Below are 14146 nucleotides of genomic sequence, written 5' to 3'. Positions count from 1 at the left end.
GACCGCCGCGGGTCACAGCACCCGTGGCGGCCGGTCGTCGTCGGTGACCAGCGGCCGTCCGGCGTTCGCCCACGCGGCGAGGCCTCCCGCGAGGTTGACCGCGTCGACGCCCTGCTGCAGGAGATAGGCGGCAGCCTGCGCGGAGCGGCTGCCGACGCGGCAGACCACCAGCGTCTGGCCGGTGGTCGGCACCTCGGCGAAGCGGCCGGCCAGGTGCATCAGCGGGATGTGCAGGGAGCCCTCGACGTGGCCCGCCTCCCACTCGTCGTCCTCACGGACGTCGAGCACGACGAGCTGCGCAGGCAGCGGATCGGGGACGCCGTCGACGGCAGCGGTGGGGATCTCCATGTGCCTACTTCAGCAGACGTGACATCCGGCGGTCGGCGAGGGGCTTCCCGCCGGTCTGACAGGTGGGGCAGTACTGCAGGCTGGAGTCGGCGAAGCTGACCTCCCGCACCGTGTCGCCGCAGACCGGGCAGGCCTGGCCGGTCCGGCCGTGCACCGCGAGGTGCGACTTCTTCTCACCCTTGAGCTCGCTGGCCGCCAGCCCCCGGGAGCGGGCCACCGCATCGCCGAGCTCGTCCTTGATCGCGGCGAAGAGCCGGTCGAACTCCACCTGGTCGAGGCTGTTGGCCGGCTTGAACGGCGACATCTTCGCGGCGTGCAGGATCTCGTCGCTGTAGGCGTTGCCGATGCCGGCGATCGTGCCCTGGTGGCGCAGCACGCCCTTGATCTGCGAGCGCCCGGCGTCCTCCAGGATCCGGTGCAGCACGTCGGGGGTGAACGACTCCTCCAGCGGGTCGGGGCCGAGGCTGGCGATGCCGGGCACGTCGGCGGCACGGCGGACGACGTACATCGCCAGGCTCTTCTTGGTGCCGGCCTCGGTGACGTCGAGCCCGGTCTCGTCGTCGAGGACCAGCCGCACCGCGAGTGGCGACTTCATGCTCGGCTTGGGTGGCAGCGCCGGCACCTCGTCGCGCCAGCGGATCCACCCGGCCCGGGCCAGGTGGAAGATCAGGTGCAGCCCGCTGGCCTCGATGTCGATGAACTTGCCGTGCCGCGTGACGTCGTCGACCATCGTGCCCTCGAGCGCGGAGACCGGCGGGTCGAAGGTCTTCAGCGCGCTGAAGGCGACCACGTGGATCCGGGTCAGGGCGCGTCCGTCGAGCCGGCCCTTGAGGTCCAGGGCCAGCGCCTCCACCTCGGGGAGCTCGGGCATGGTGCGATTATCCCCGATCGGGCGCAACGCTGGCGCGATCACCGGCGCGGGGGGAGAATCGACCATGGCCACCGTCCCGCGTCCGCTGCCCGCGACCGGGGAGATCTTCCTCGACGCGCGCGGTGGCAACCGCGCGATGCGGGTCTCGTGGCACCAGGAGGCCGAGCTGGTCGTGCTGTCGCTGTGGCGCGACAACGTCTGTGCCGGCTCGTTCCGGCTGGCGGTCGACGAGGTGCCGCGCCTGATCGACCTGTTGCGCACCGGCCTCGACACGGCGTACGACGTGGCCCTGCAGCGCCGGCACGCCTGAGACCGGTCCCGCGTCGTTATCGTGGGCGCGATGAGCGACCTGCTGACCGTCACCTCGATCGGTGAGGCCCCGGCCGACTTCGTCCGCGGTGCGGGCAGCGTGGTCGCGGAGTTCGCGCACCTGACCCAGGACTCCGGCAACGTCAGCTGGTTGGTCGACGTGGGTGACCGTCGCCTCTTCGTCAAGACGGCCGGCCCGGACACCCCACCGCCGCCCGGAGCCGCGGTGCCGTACTTCGACCATGCGGGGCGGGTCGAGGTGCTGCGCAACGCCGTGGTGGTGGCCCGCTCGTGCGACCACCCGGCGCTGCCCCGCCTGCTCAACGTGATCGAGTCACCCGGGGGGCCGGCCCTGGTCTACGAGGCCGCCGACGGTGAGCTGGTCGGCGTCCGCGCCGCGGAGCGCCCCGACCCGACGTCGTCGTACCAGCGGTTCGCACACCTGCCGTCGGAGCGGCTGCTCGGTGTCTTCGACGTGCTGGTCGACCTGCACACGGCCCTGGCCGCGGTGGGCTGGGTGGCCGTCGACCTGTACGACGGGTGCCTGATCGTCGACCACGGCACCGGCTCGCTGAAGGTGGTCGACCTCGACGGCTACCGGCGTGGGCCCAGCCGCAACGAGATGGGTCGGATGTTCGGCTCCACGAGGTTCATGGCCCCCGAGGAGTTCGAGCTCGGGGCGGTCATCGACGAGCGCACCACGGTGTTCACCCTGGGCCGGCTGGTCTGGCACTTCGCCACCCGCCTGACCGAAAGTCGTTCGGACTTCTGCGGGCCCGCGGCGCTCGCCGAGGTCGTCCAGCAGGCCGTCCAGCCGTCGCCGGAGGACCGGTACGCCGGTGTGGCGCCGTTCGCTGCCGCCTGGCGGTCCGCCCGCGGCCGCTGAACGGTGTCGGGTCGTGTGCCTGAGGACGCGCTGGACCGCGTCCTCAGGCACACGACCCTGCCTCGGACGTTCACCGAGCGGTCACCTGGGTGCCTCTGGTGGTCGGCCGATGGCAGCCCTAGATTGCTCGGCATGTCTCGGGAACATGTGAAATCAGTCCTGCTCGCGTGCGCGCTGATCGCCGGCGCGAGCCTCGCCCTCCAGAGCCCGTCCACGGCGGCCACCCCGCCGTACCGCGTGCTCTTCGACAACACCTCGGCGGAGACGGCCGGCAACGCCGACTGGATCATCTCCACCAGCCAGCCCGACCCGCTCGGGCAGAACGCCAACCCCACCAGCGAGACCAGCTGGACCGGCGCGATCTCGGCGTGGGGAGTCGCACTCCAGAAGACCGGGAGCTACTCCCTGGCCACCTTGCCGTCCACCGGGCGGATCACCTACGGCGACTCCACCAACGCGCAGGACCTCAGCCACTACGACGAGTTCGTGCTGCCGGAGCCCAACATCCTGTTCACGGCTGCGGAGAAGACCGCGATCATGAGGTTCGTGCAGGCCGGCGGCGGGCTGTTCATGGTCAGCGACCACAACAACTCCGACCGCAACAACGACGGCGCCGACTCGGTCAAGGTGCTCAACGACCTGATGAGCAACAACTCCATCGACTCCACCGACCCGTTCGGCTTCTCGATCGACCTCCTCGACATCGCGAACGAGAACCCCAACGTGGTCGGCGCCTCGGCCGCCGGCGACGCGGTGATCGCCGGCCCGTTCGGCACCGTGACCGGCTCGATCCTGCGCGACGGCACGACCGCGACGCTGCACCCGGCCGACAACGCAGCGGTGCGCGGCGAGCTCTACCGGAGCGGCTACTCCGCCAGCGGCACCACCGGAGCGGCGTTCGTGACCAGCACGTTCGGCCTCGGGCACGTGGCCTACTGGGGCGACAGCTCGCCGATCGACGACGGCACCGGCCAGTCGGGCAACACCCTCTTCAACGGGTGGAACGACCCGGCCGCCACCGATGCCGCGCTGGCGCTCAACGCGACCCAGTGGCTGGTCGGCGGCTCGACCGGTGGTGGCGGCGGTGGAGGTGGCGGTACGCCGTCGGAGCGGGTCACGAACGGCAGCTTCGAGTCCGGCAAGTCCTACTGGAGCCTGGGCTCCGGCGCCGCGGTGGTGACGACGCGCGCGTACGCCGGCACCCACTCGCTGCTCGCCGGTGGCACGGTCTCGTCGACCCAGTCGGCCACCCAGCAGGTGATGGTACCGACCGGAGCCACGTCGCAGACGCTGTCGTTCCGGACGTACGTCACGACCTCGGAGTCGGGCACCACGGCGTACGACACGCTCAACGTCCAGGCCAACGGCACGACCCTGAAGACCGTCAGCAACGCCTCCACCAAGGGCTCGTGGTTCGCCACGTCGGTCGACCTGTCGGCGTACGCCGGGCAGACGATCACCCTGAAGTTCCAGGCGGTCAACGACTCCACGCTGCCGACCAGCTTCTACGTGGACGTGGTCAGCGTCCTGGCCTGACCCGCCGGTCGCTCAGCCCACGGCCCGGAGGATCCGGGTCGTGGGCGAGCCGACCAGCGCCGGGCTGTTGTCCGGCACCGACCACACCCGTGTGCGGAGGATCTCCAGGAACGCCGCGGCCTCCGGCTCGGTGGCGAAGTCGAGGTCGACGACGACATAGCGGTCGTCGTCGACGGGCTGCCGGATCACCTCGCGGACGACACCACTGGCCGCGCGGGTCGCCGCGAAGCGGGCGAAGGCTTCCTGCCAGGTCGCGAGGTCGGAGATGGCGTGCTCGATGTGCAAGGTGTGCATGTCGCCAGCATGACGCCCGTCCGAGCGGTGCGGCCATCCCAGGATGGTGGTGGAAGCTCCTCGGCGTCGTCGGCCTCGCTCCGGGCCCAACGGCCCAGCCCCGGTGGACGGGTGACTCTGCTGGACGCGGCGCGGTTGCGGTTGAGTGGCGTCGAGGCGGTGGTTGCGATGGTGACGTCACGTTGGTCGGACCGCGCTCTGCGCACGGTGCTGTGGTCGAGCTGGGTGGTGGCGGCGCTGCTGCTGCTGGAGGTGGTGCCGGGAGGCTGGTACGGCCTCGTCGTGGCAGTCACGGCACTGCTGCTGTGCCTGCTGCCCCGGTCGCTGCCGGCGGTTCGGCGTACGGGATCCCGCACCGACCTGCTCGTCATCGCCGCGCTGTACGTCGGCGTGGTGGCCCTGATGCGGCTCGCCTTCGTCGGGTTCACCACGGACCACGTCGCCGGCCTGTTCCTCTCCTTCGCCGCGGCCCTGATCCTCGGAGTGGTGGGGCCGATCTACTACACGGTCTGGCGTCGGCACGCGGGACTGGACGACCTGGGCCTGAAGGTCGGGGACTGGCGGGTGACCGGCGTCCTCGCGCTGGTGTTCGCCGGCGTCCAGTTCGCCCTCACGCTCTGGGGTTACGACCTGCCTGCGCCGGTGGACTGGGTGCCGTTGCTGGTGATGGCGCTCGTGGTCGGTGTGTTCGAGTCCGTCTTCTTCCGGGGGTTCATCCAGACCAGGCTCGAGGCGGCGTACGGGCCGGCCGCGGGCATCGGCGGCGCAGCGGTCCTCTACGGGCTCTACCACGTGGGCTACGGGATGGGGGGCAGCGAGCTGGTCTTCCTGGCCGGGCTGGGCATCGTCTACGCGGTGGCGTTCGCCCAGACGCGCAGCGTCCTCGTGCTGTGGCCGTTGCTGACGCCACTCGGCTCGTTCTTCAACTCGGTGGACTCCGGCGACATCGACCTGCCCTGGGCGTCGATCGCCGGCTTCGTCGACGTGCTGGCGGTGATGGGCGTGGCGATCTGGCTGGGCGGGCGGCACGCGCGCAGGTCACGGACCACGGAGTGCCCGGCGACTCCGGCAGTGGCGGCCCGCTGAGTGTCCGGTGCGCTGAGGGAGCGCAGGTACGGGAGAGGTTCCCGCGCGAATCCTGACGTTCTGCCGCGACGTTTCGGCCGAGAACGCCAGGTTTCCCCGGTGTACCGGTGAAACCGCCGCCGCTCTCAACCCCGCGGGGCGTCGACGTGCCGGTCGGCGAGCTTGCGGAGCACGGGTACGGCGGCCTCGAGGGTGGCCAGCTCGTCCTGCGTGAGGTCGGCGAGCTCACCGCTGAGCACGGAGGTCGTCTCCTGGCGCAGGGTCTCGAGCGTCTTCTCCCCGACTGGGGACAGCGCGAGCACCAGGGCCCGACCGTCCTCCGGGTCGCGGCGGCGGTCGATCCAGCCCGCCTCGCACATGATCTCGACCAGCCGGGTGGTGCTGGGCGCCGAGATGTTCATCAGGTCGGCCAGGTCGCCCTGGCGCAGGCCGTCGGGGTGCCGGGCCAGGGCGGCCAGCGCTGCGAGGCGGGTCGGGGTGATGCCCGACCGGGTCGCCGGCGTGCGCAGGTGGTAGGCCAGTCGGGCCACCTCGGTGCGGACCTCGGCGGCCAGCCCGGTCAGGTCACTCGAGGAGGCGGTCCGGCTCATGTCCGGGCCGCCTCGGGGGCGCCGACCTCGGGCTGGGCGAAGTCGACCGGGACCTCCTCGTGCTGGTCGTCGGCGTGCACGAACTTCCCGCCCATCAGCCAGGACGCCACGGCTGCGACCAGGCAGGCCCCGATCGCGAAGGCGAAGGCGACGACCAGGCCGTCGTGGAACGGGCCGGAGATGAGCGACGGGAAGAACGAGTGCCCGGTGAGGTACGACGCGTCGGTCGGGCGCAGGGTGCTCAGGGTGTGGTCGCCGACCAGCGACTGCACGGGGTTGTAGCCGAGCAGGGAGGCGAACAGCACCGACACCGGGGGCAGCCCGGCGACCGCGTGCGCCTGCGCCGCGGGAACGCCGTGCGCGGTGAGGCCGGCCTGCATGGTGGCCGGCAGTGAGCCGGCGAGCCCGGCGATCATCAGCGAGAAGAAGATGCCGATGGAGAGCACCATCGAGGTGTTCTGGAACGTCGTGCTCATGCCGCCGCCGACCCCGCGCCGGTTCGCGGGCAGGGCGTTCATCACTGCGGCCCGGTTGGGCGAGGCGAACAGCCCCATCCCGAACCCGTTGGCGAACAGGGCCGCGGCGAACGACCAGTAGGCGAAGTCGACCGGCAGCAGCGCGAACCACACGAAGCTGACCGCCGCGATCAGCATTCCCCCGGTGGCGAACCAGCGCGCGCCGTACCGGTCGGACAGCCAGCCGGACAGCGGGCCCGCGACCAGGAAGCCGACGGTCATCGGCAGCATGAAGATGCCGGCCCACAGCGGCGTGGACTCGAAGGAGTAGCCGTGCCGGGGCAGCCAGATGCCCTGGAGCCAGATGATCAGGATGAACATCAGCCCGCCGCGGCCGAGGCCGGCGAGCAGGCTGGCCAGGTTGCCGTAGAAGAAGGCGCGCACCTTGAACAGGTCGATGTGGAACATCGGGTGCTCGACGCGGGTCTCGATCACGCAGAAGACCACGAGCAGCGCGACCCCGCCGAGCAGCGAGCCCATCACCCACGGGTTGGTCCAGCCCATGATGTGGCTGCCGTAGGGCTGGATGCCGTAGGTGATCGCGACCAGCACGCCGATCAAGCCGGTCGCGAAGGTGAGGTTGCCCCACCAGTCCATGACGTGGTGGCGGCGGGGGCTGAGGTCGCGGAGCTTGAGGTAGCCCCACAGCGTGCCGAAGAGGCTGAACGGCACCGAGACGAGGAAGACCAGTCGCCAGTCGATCGGGGCCAGGACCCCGCCGATGACGAGGCCGAGGAACGAGCCGGCGATGCCCGCCACCATGTTCAGGCCGAGCGCCAGGCCACGCTGGTCGGCGGGGAACGCGTCGGTGATGATCGCGCTGGAGTTGGCCATCAGCAGCGCTCCGCCGACGCCCTGGAGCAGGCGCATCACGATCAGGTAGAGCACGCCGGCCGATCCGGTCAGCCAGACCACGCTGAGGGCGATCGAGAAGAACGTGAAGATCGCGAAGCCGGCGTTGTACATCTTCACCCGGCCGTACATGTCACCGAGGCGCCCGAACGCCACCACCAGCACCGCGGTGACCACGAGATAGCCCATGATCAGCCAGAGCAGGTAGCTGGAGTTGCCGGGCGCGAGCGGGTCGATCTCCAGCCCGCGGAAGATGTCGGGCAGCGCGATCAGCAGGATCGAGGAGTTGATCGTGGCGATCAGCACGCCGAGCGTGGTGTTGGACAGGGCGATCCACTTGTAGCGCGGGCCGAGCCCGCCGCGCAGTGGTGAGGTCGTGGCAGTCATTTAGTTCAAGGATACTAACCACTTCCCCGGGGGTCGAGCCCACCCTTTCGGTCGTCGAGCTCCCCCTCGGTGGTCGAGCTTCCCCCCTCGGTGGTCGAGCCTCCCCCTCGGTGGTCGAGTCCGCTCCCTCGGTGGTCGAGCTTCCCCCTCGATGGTCGAGCGAAGTCGAGACCACGCGCCCGGCGTCTACGCTCGACCTTAGAGACGGCGATAGCGTCGGGACATGGACCCGATCCGCAACCCCTATGCGCCCGGCGCCGGTCAGCGGCCGCCCGAGCTGGCCGGTCGCGGTCCGCAGCTGGGTGCCTTCGACGTGGTGCTGGAGCGGGTGGCCAGGGGACGTCCCGAGCGCAGTGTCGTCCTCACCGGGCTGCGAGGTGTGGGCAAGACCGTGCTGCTCAACGCGCTTCGTTCCGCGGCGGTACGACGTGGCTGGGGTACCGGCAAGCTCGAGGCCCGGCCCGACCAGGGGCTGCGACGCCCGCTGGCGTCGGCCGTGCACCAGGCGGTGCGCGAGCTCGGCCATCCCGACGAGGAGTCGGTGACCCACGTGCTCGGCGTGGTGCGCTCGTTCGCCCAGCGCGAGGCCGGGTCCGGCGCCAAGCTCCGCGACCAGTGGAACCCCGGCATCGATGCACCCGCGGTGCGCGGCCGGGCCGACTCCGGAGACATCGAGATCGACCTGGTCGAGCTCTTCACCGACCTCGGCGGCCTGGCTGCCGACCGCGGCCACGGCATCGCGGTGTTCGTCGACGAGATGCAGGACCTCGGCCCCGACGACGTGTCGGCCCTGTGCGCCGCCTGCCACGAGATCAGCCAGTCGGGACTGCCGCTGATCGTGGTCGGCGCCGGCCTGCCCCACCTGCCGGCCGTGCTCTCGGCCGCGAAGTCCTACTCGGAGCGGCTCTTCTCCTTCCAGCGGATCGACCGCCTCGACCGCGAGGCGGCCGACCTCGCGCTGCGGGTACCCGCCGAGGCCGAGGACGCGTCGTACGACGAGGAGGCGCTGGCCGCGCTGTACGCCGCCACCGGCGGCTACCCCTACTTCATCCAGGCCTACGGCAAGACCGTGTGGGACCTCGCGCCCCGGTCGCCGATCACCGCCGCCGACGTCGCCGTCGGCGCGCCGGAGGCCGAGCGCGAGCTGGCAGTCGGGTTCTTCGGCTCCCGCTACGAGCGCGCGACACCGGGGGAGCGGGAGTACCTGCGCGGCATGGCCGATGCCGCCACGGCGCGGGCCGACCGCGGTGAGGTGCTCGACGACGTCGAGTCGGTGCCCACAGCCGAGGTGGCGGCGGCCTTGGGCAAGAAGCCGCAGTCCCTCTCCCCGGCGCGCGACGCGTTGCTGAAGAAGGGCCTGATCTACTCCGGCGAGCGTGGCCGGATCGCCTTCACCGTGCCCCACTTCGGGGCGTTCCTGCGGTCGCGGTGAGCGGCCTCAGGTGCGCTCGTCGGCGACCATCTCGGTGACGGTGACGCCGCCCTCGTCGGGGATCTCGTAGCGGACCGGCATCCCGGGCAGGTCGACGGCGAAGAGGAAGCGCGCGCCCTCGCGGCTGTAGACCCGACAGGCGAAGGTGCCGAACCGCAGGTCGAGGGTCTCGTCGGTGACGGCCGTGCCGGCGACCGGGAAGGCCGCATGACGCTGGAGGTCGAGCCAGGTCTGCCGGTTGGCGGCGAAGCCGACCTGCTCGCCACCCTCACCGACCACCCAGCTCTCGACGGTGGTGCCGTCGGCGTCGCAGTCGGCGTACCGGTTCACCCGCTGGTACGCCGTCCCGGACGCGGGCTCGACGCGCAGCCGGACGGTGCGGCCCTCGAGGCAGCCCTGCCGGATCTCGTCGGCGGTGAACGGCGTCGGCAGCCGCCCGTCGCCGACGACGTGGGGGTCAGGTGTCGCGTCCATGGCTGCCTCCCGAGGCGGTTGCGCGCGAGACTTCAGCCTAGGCAGGCTCCGGAAGCCTACGAAAACCGTCGACTACGGGGCCGCCCACGGGGTGAAGGGGCCGATCTCGGCAATAATTTCGCCGATTTCAGGACAGAACCCCGAACAGGTGACACCGTTGTCCCTACGCAGGTGCTCGAACCTGTAGGGGGACGACCCACCAGGGTCGCCAGGGAATGGTCCGGGGGGACACATGACTAACGCACTACTCGTGGACGCGCCTATCGTCGCGACGCGCCCCGCCACTGACGCGGTGCCCCATGCTCCGCGTCTACTCATCGAGCACCCGCGAGGACGCGGCTTCTCCGTCGTACGCCGGCTCGCGCAGGAGGCCGCCCCATCGGTCGCCCCGCGTCACCGGCTCGACGTCGCCGAGTCCGAGCTCACCCGCTAGTCGGGCTGACCCTCCGCGCCGGACCACCTCCCACGGGTGGTCAGGCGCGGATCGGGCATGTCAGGGGTGACCGGCGCCACGGCGCCCCCCCACCCAAGGGGTGAAGCGTGATCTGCGACGCTGTCCTATCGTCGGGTGGGGCCTCCGCCGGGTCAGGGACGGGACGTTCGCCCTCAACCGAGGTGGAGGGAGACGTTCGTGGGGCCCACGCAGTGACGCGTGTCGAGGCAGGCACGACGCTGGGCAGCCGCTACGTCCTCGACGAGCGCGTCGCCTCGGGCGGGATGGCCGACGTCTGGGCCGCCGAGGACAGCGTGCTCCAGCGCCGGGTGGCCGTGAAGGTGATGCGCCCGGACCCCGACCACGAGGAGCTGTTCGCGCTCCGGTTCCGCGACGAGGCCCTGCACTCCGCGTCGCTGATCCACACCAACATCGCCACGCTGTTCGACTACGGCGAGGACGACGGCGTGGCCTTCCTCGTGATGGAGCTGGTCGACGGCAAGCCGCTGTCGCTGCTGATCAAGGAGCAAGGCACCCTCGACCCCGACCAGGTGCGCTCGATCGTCGGGCAGTGCGCGCTGGCGCTCGGCGTGGCCCACGAGGCGAGGGTCGTGCACCGCGACGTGAAGCCGGCCAACATCCTGGTCCGTGAGGACGGTCTGGTGAAGCTCACGGACTTCGGGATCGCCCGGGCCGTCGACGCCTCGGGCCACACCCGAGCCGGCGACCTGCTCGGCACGCCCAACTACATCAGCCCCGAGCAGGCGCTGGGACGCCCGGCCACCGGAGCCAGCGACCTGTACGCCCTGGGCGTGGTGGGCCACGAGATGCTGACCGGGTCGAAGCCGTTCGACAAGGGCACTCCGATCGCGACCGCGATGAGCCACCTGCACGAGGCGCCGCCGCCGCTCCCGGACGACGTACCCGAGGATCTCGCAGGCGTCATCGAGCACCTCCTGGAGAAGGACCCGCGCAACCGGCCCGAGAACGCGCGGGCGGTCGCGGTCCGGCTCGGCCTCGCCGACCACGAGATCATGGGACTGTCGCTCGGGCTGGCCCAGGCGGTCTACGGCGAGTCCTCGCTCGACGACGCCGTGATCATCGATCCGGACCCGACGCCCGCCGAGCCCACGGGCACCATGGCCGTGGACCGGGCAGCTCTCTTCGAGCAGTGAGCCGTCAGGCGTCGCGGAAGGTGTCCGCGGCGGCCTGGATCCGCTCGACGTAGGCCGTCCACCACGTCTCGTCGCCGAGGTCGTCGGCGTCGCGGCCCCGACGCCCGTCGACGATCTCGCGGGCCAGGTCGCAGTGGCCGGCGTGCTGCGCGGTCTCGGCGACCACCCGCACGACCAGCGCGCCGAACGTCGTCGTACGACGCTCCTCCGGCCACCACGGCACCGATGCCGGCGCGTCGAGGGGAAACCGGGCCAGGGACTCGTCGCTGTGCTGCCAGGCCACCCGGTAGAGGCCGAGCAGCTCCTCCCGGCTCTGGTCGGGGGTCGCCCACATGTCGGCCGACTCCCACACCGAGCCGTCCTCCTCCCAGGGCAGCGAGACGGGTGCGGGCCGCCCGAGGCTGGCCCCGAGATAGCCGAGCTCGACGCCGGTCAGGTGCTTGACCAGTCCGAGCAGGTTGGTGCCGGAGGGCACCACCGGGCGGCGCACGTCGTACTCGCCGAGACCGTCGAGGGCCCGCACCACCGAGTCGCGCCCCTCCTGGAGGTAGCGACCGAGGTCGGCGGAGAGGCTCATCGGGGTCGGGTCAGGTCCTGGTAGTCGGGGTGGTGCTCGATCCAGACCCGGACGAAGGGGCACAGCGCCTTGACCTGCAGGGTGCCGCTCTCACGGACCTGGTCGAGCGACTGCCGGACCAGGGCCGAGCCGACACCGTGGCCCTCGAACGCGTCGTCCACCTCGGTGTGGGTGAACGCGATCACGCCGTCGGACAGCGCGTAGGCCGAGAAGCCGGCGAGCTTCCCGTCCACGAACGCCTCGAAGCGGTTGTCAGCCGGGTTGTCGCGCACCGAGATGTCGCTCATGGGTGCACGTTAGCCGCCGCCCTGGAGCACGTGGTCGGGGACCTCGGGGACCGGACGCCCCTCCGCGACCGCGGCGAAGCGGTCCAGCAGGATCGGCCACTCGGTGAACCGCGCCCGGCCCGCCAGGTTGCCCGCCGTCCAGCCGCCGTGGGCGAAGCGGAACGCGCAGCCGCCGTCGGGGTGGGGTGCGAACCACGCCTCCAGCGTGCTCGGGTGCTCGGGGTCCTGGGCCAGGGTGAAGGTCTGGGCGTAGTGCTCCGGCTGCTCCCAGGCGGTCACCGTTCCCCACTGGTACGCCGTGCCGTCGGCCAGGCGCATCATCGCCGGGCCGCCGACCGCCGGCGCCACGTGGATCGAGGTCATCCCCTCCGGCCCGTAGGCGGTGTGCCACCAGTCGCCGATGCGTCTGGTGAAGGCCGAGAACGCCTCGGCGGGCGAGCACGCCAGGTGGTAGCCGTGCTCGATCGGACCCGCGGCCTCGGTCGAGCGCGGCACGGTGTCGTCGGTGACCGGCTGGTGGAAGACCAGCCGGTTGTTGAAGGGATCCACGACCACGAGCACCCGGCCCCAGTCCTCCTCGCGGATGCCCGGTCGGGCGTAGTCGTAGTCGCGGTCGTGGAGCTCGGCGTGCAGTGCCTCGATGTCGGCCACCGGCATCAGGGCGGCCCCGCCCGGGCTTGCGTCGCCGTAGTGCTCACTGAGATGCAGACGGGTCGCACCGCGGGAGACCTGCGCGTAGAGCGGGGAGTGGTCCGCGTGACCGCCGTGCTCCCAGTCCAGGGTGAAGCCGAGGAAGTCGACGTAGAACTCCATCGCCTTGGCGCGGTCGAAGGTCCGCAGGATCGGCACCGCCGCACCGAGGGCGGGCCGGTCGACCGTCGGGTCGACGGGTTCGGGAGGCTGGGCCGCCAGGGTGTTCCAGTCGCGTACGCCGTACTGGTGGGCGACGATCTCGAGGGCCTCGCTGTGGCTGAGCTCCACCCCGCGCTGGGCGAGGTCGGCGCGCAGCCTGCGGGCCATCGACTTGGGGTCCGACATCACGCTGCTTCTCTCCGGCGGACCTCCGCGGGTGCGGGATCAGGGGCCTGCGTTGCCTGGCGGGTCCGCCCGAAGGGCGCAGACACGGACAGGAAGGTCGTGCTCGTCCACTGCTGGGCATTCACCGTTCCCGGGGTGCGGGTGCAGGCGGCCGGCTGCCCTGGCCGTGGCCAGCCTAACCGCCTTCCGAGCCGCTGGGGAAGCGCCGGTGAACTCCTGTTCGGTTCCCGGCCGGTCACGACTCGGCGCGGCTGGTCATGGTCCACACTTGAGGACATGCGGCCGCAGGTCGTCGCTCACCGCGGCGCGAGCTCCACGAACGCCGAGCACACCCTGGGTGCCTACGTCGAGGCCATCCGCGAAGGGGCCGGGGCCCTCGAGTGCGACGTGCGGTTGACCGCCGACGGCCACCTGGTCTGCGTGCACGACCGCGACCTGCGTCGTACGGCGAGCACCCGCGGGCTGGTCTCCACGATGGAGCTCGCCGACCTCGACCAGCTGGAGTTCGCCTCGTGGAAGAACCCCTGGGCGACCCTGGACGACGAGGCGCCCGACCGGGACCGCGACTACGACGGTGTGCTCACGCTGCGGCGGCTGCTGGAGACGGTCGCGTCCGAGGATCGACCGATCGAGGTGGCGATCGAGACCAAGCACCCCACGCGGTACGGCGGTCTGGTCGAGCGCCGCCTGGTCGAGACGCTCGCCGACTTCGGCTGGGCCGGTGCCGAGAGCCCGGTCCGGGTGATGAGCTTCTCCTACGTGGCGCTGCAGCGGATGCAGCGCCTGGCGCCCGACCTGCGGCTGGTGATGCTGATCGACAAGGCCCGGCACTGGCCGGTGCTCAAGCCGGTGCTCGAGCCCGGTTGGATCCTGGGCCCGGGGATCGACGCGCTGAGCCGGCACCCGAAGTTCGCCGGCCGGCTGGCCGACACCGGTCGCGACGTGCACGTGTGGACCGTCAACACCCACGACCAGCTGGACCTGTGCCTCGACCTCGGAGTGGAGGCCGTGATCACCGACCGGCCCAGCGAGGTGCTGGGGTGGCTCGGCGGCTAG

General features: G+C 71.3%; 16 protein-coding genes. 7 read left to right on the top strand and 9 right to left on the bottom strand.

All coding sequences use genetic code 11. The features are described 5' to 3' along the window. Positions 1-12: 12 nt before the first annotated feature. Positions 13-348, bottom strand: a complete 336-nt coding sequence (locus E3N83_RS13985; protein WP_151083811.1) for a rhodanese-like domain-containing protein — start codon at positions 346-348, stop codon at positions 13-15. Positions 349-352: 4 nt separating this feature from the next. Continuing rightward, a complete protein-coding gene (locus E3N83_RS13980; protein ID WP_151083810.1) occupies positions 353-1219 on the bottom strand; it encodes an Fpg/Nei family DNA glycosylase in 867 nt (288 codons plus the stop codon). A 64-nt stretch (positions 1220-1283) separates the two neighbouring features. On the opposite strand from E3N83_RS13980, the gene E3N83_RS13975 reads away from it, so the two are divergent. The 3 genes from E3N83_RS13975 to E3N83_RS13965 all read left to right on the top strand — a co-directional run bounded on the left by E3N83_RS13975 (position 1284) and on the right by E3N83_RS13965 (position 3950). Next, positions 1284-1529: a hypothetical protein gene (locus E3N83_RS13975; RefSeq protein ID WP_151083809.1), complete on the top strand. Its 246-nt coding sequence runs from the start codon at positions 1284-1286 to the stop codon at positions 1527-1529. Positions 1530-1559: 30 nt separating this feature from the next. Further along, positions 1560-2414, top strand: coding sequence for a serine/threonine-protein kinase (locus E3N83_RS13970; protein ID WP_151083808.1), 855 nt, complete (start codon positions 1560-1562; stop codon positions 2412-2414). Positions 2415-2561: 147 nt separating this feature from the next. Beyond that, on the top strand, positions 2562-3950 hold the full coding sequence (locus tag E3N83_RS13965) for a hypothetical protein (protein WP_202879225.1): 1389 nt from the start codon (positions 2562-2564) through the stop codon (positions 3948-3950). A gap of 12 nt (positions 3951-3962) precedes the next feature. Here E3N83_RS13965 and E3N83_RS13960 read toward each other — a convergent pair whose 3' ends face one another. Then, on the bottom strand, positions 3963-4244 hold the full coding sequence (locus tag E3N83_RS13960; RefSeq protein WP_151083806.1) for a hypothetical protein: 282 nt from the start codon (positions 4242-4244) through the stop codon (positions 3963-3965). A gap of 111 nt (positions 4245-4355) precedes the next feature. Between E3N83_RS13960 and E3N83_RS13955 the strand changes: the two genes are divergently transcribed. Further along, entirely contained in the window at positions 4356-5330 is a 975-nt protein-coding gene (locus E3N83_RS13955; RefSeq protein ID WP_191907812.1) for a CPBP family intramembrane glutamic endopeptidase, read from the top strand. A 125-nt stretch (positions 5331-5455) separates the two neighbouring features. Here the strand turns inward: E3N83_RS13955 and E3N83_RS13950 are convergent, their stop codons facing one another. After that, positions 5456-5920 (bottom strand): MarR family winged helix-turn-helix transcriptional regulator, encoded by a 465-nt coding sequence (locus E3N83_RS13950; RefSeq protein WP_151083804.1) that lies wholly within the window; start codon positions 5918-5920, stop codon positions 5456-5458. Beyond that, positions 5917-7674 (bottom strand): MFS transporter, encoded by a 1758-nt coding sequence (locus tag E3N83_RS13945; RefSeq protein WP_191907811.1) that lies wholly within the window; start codon positions 7672-7674, stop codon positions 5917-5919. Before E3N83_RS13945 ends, E3N83_RS13950 begins: the two co-directional genes overlap by 4 nt. Before the next feature lie 223 nt (positions 7675-7897). Between E3N83_RS13945 and E3N83_RS13940 the strand changes: the two genes are divergently transcribed. After that, positions 7898-9106, top strand: a complete 1209-nt coding sequence (locus E3N83_RS13940) for an ATP-binding protein (RefSeq protein ID WP_151083803.1) — start codon at positions 7898-7900, stop codon at positions 9104-9106. Between the two features lie 6 nt (positions 9107-9112). Here E3N83_RS13940 and E3N83_RS13935 read toward each other — a convergent pair whose 3' ends face one another. Continuing rightward, entirely contained in the window at positions 9113-9580 is a 468-nt protein-coding gene (locus E3N83_RS13935) for a hypothetical protein (protein ID WP_151083802.1), read from the bottom strand. Between the two features lie 645 nt (positions 9581-10225). Here E3N83_RS13935 and E3N83_RS13930 point away from each other — a divergent pair. Continuing rightward, positions 10226-11188, top strand: a complete 963-nt coding sequence (locus E3N83_RS13930; RefSeq protein ID WP_202879224.1) for a serine/threonine-protein kinase — start codon at positions 10226-10228, stop codon at positions 11186-11188. Positions 11189-11192: 4 nt separating this feature from the next. Here E3N83_RS13930 and E3N83_RS13925 read toward each other — a convergent pair whose 3' ends face one another. Genes E3N83_RS13925 through E3N83_RS19610 form a run of 3 tightly spaced genes read right to left on the bottom strand, consistent with a single transcriptional unit; the run spans position 11193 to position 13090 of the window. Continuing rightward, the gene (locus tag E3N83_RS13925; RefSeq protein WP_151083801.1) at positions 11193-11765 is read right to left on the bottom strand and encodes a DinB family protein; all 573 of its coding nucleotides are present in this window, start codon (positions 11763-11765) and stop codon (positions 11193-11195) included. Then, positions 11762-12052 (bottom strand): GNAT family N-acetyltransferase, encoded by a 291-nt coding sequence (locus E3N83_RS13920; protein WP_151083800.1) that lies wholly within the window; start codon positions 12050-12052, stop codon positions 11762-11764. The genes E3N83_RS13925 and E3N83_RS13920 overlap by 4 nt, the downstream gene beginning before the upstream one ends. A 9-nt stretch (positions 12053-12061) precedes the next feature. Continuing rightward, on the bottom strand, positions 12062-13090 hold the full coding sequence (locus tag E3N83_RS19610) for a glyoxalase superfamily protein (RefSeq protein ID WP_191907810.1): 1029 nt from the start codon (positions 13088-13090) through the stop codon (positions 12062-12064). 276 nt (positions 13091-13366) lie between these two features. Between E3N83_RS19610 and E3N83_RS13910 the strand changes: the two genes are divergently transcribed. Continuing rightward, on the top strand, positions 13367-14146 hold the full coding sequence (locus E3N83_RS13910; RefSeq protein ID WP_151083799.1) for a glycerophosphodiester phosphodiesterase family protein: 780 nt from the start codon (positions 13367-13369) through the stop codon (positions 14144-14146).

This window comes from Nocardioides cynanchi (assembly GCF_008761635.1).
Classification (GTDB): Bacteria; Actinomycetota; Actinomycetes; order Propionibacteriales; family Nocardioidaceae; genus Nocardioides; species Nocardioides cynanchi.
Note: the sequence above shows the minus strand (reverse complement) of the source record. Positions and strands in the feature narration are given on the sequence as shown.